The sequence below is a fragment of the Noviherbaspirillum sp. ST9 genome, assembly GCF_048799745.1.
GTDB lineage: Bacteria > Pseudomonadota > Gammaproteobacteria > Burkholderiales > Burkholderiaceae_D > Noviherbaspirillum.
The window spans coordinates 1-553 of sequence record NZ_JBLWFR010000181.1 but is presented as its reverse complement, the minus strand read 5'-3'; the positions used below and the strand labels follow the sequence as shown (position 1 = coordinate 553).

Below are 553 nucleotides of genomic sequence, written 5' to 3'. Positions count from 1 at the left end.
GGCTTGAAGCGCTGACGGCCCAAATCAAGGAAGAAGGCGGAGAGGCTGTTTGGCTGGTAACGGATATTAAAAGGCGGGATGATTTGATTCAGCTGGCCGGGCTGGCGGCTCAAACATTCGGAAAGTTGGATGTGTTGATCAATAATGCAGGAATAAGTCACCTCTCGCGTATTGATGACTTACAGGTGGAAGACTGGGAAGAGATGATCGATGTGAATTTAAAAGGTTACTTGTATGGCATCGCCACAGCTATGCCGTATTTCAAAAAGCAGGGCTTCGGTCACATCGTCAACATTTTGTCTACTTCCGGAATTAAAATTGTGCCCTTGCAGGGGGTGTATGCAGGTACAAAGAATGCAATACGTACCATCAGCGAAGCGTTGCGGCAGGAGTCGAATGGCGGCTACAGAGTTACGGGGATATCACCCGGCTTTGTACGTACCGAATTTATAGAGGGCATGAAGAATCAGGAAATGAGGACTATCTTTAAGGAGAAAATGGAACAGATAGCAATATCGCCGGAAGATATAGCCAACGCCGTGATCTACGCCGT

At 47.6% G+C, this 553-nt stretch carries 1 protein-coding gene; it reads left to right on the top strand.

What is annotated here, in order from left to right; translation table 11 throughout:
* Positions 1 to 553: SDR family oxidoreductase (locus tag ACNOHI_RS25410; protein WP_420477504.1), on the top strand; the 553-nt coding region annotated here is incomplete at both ends.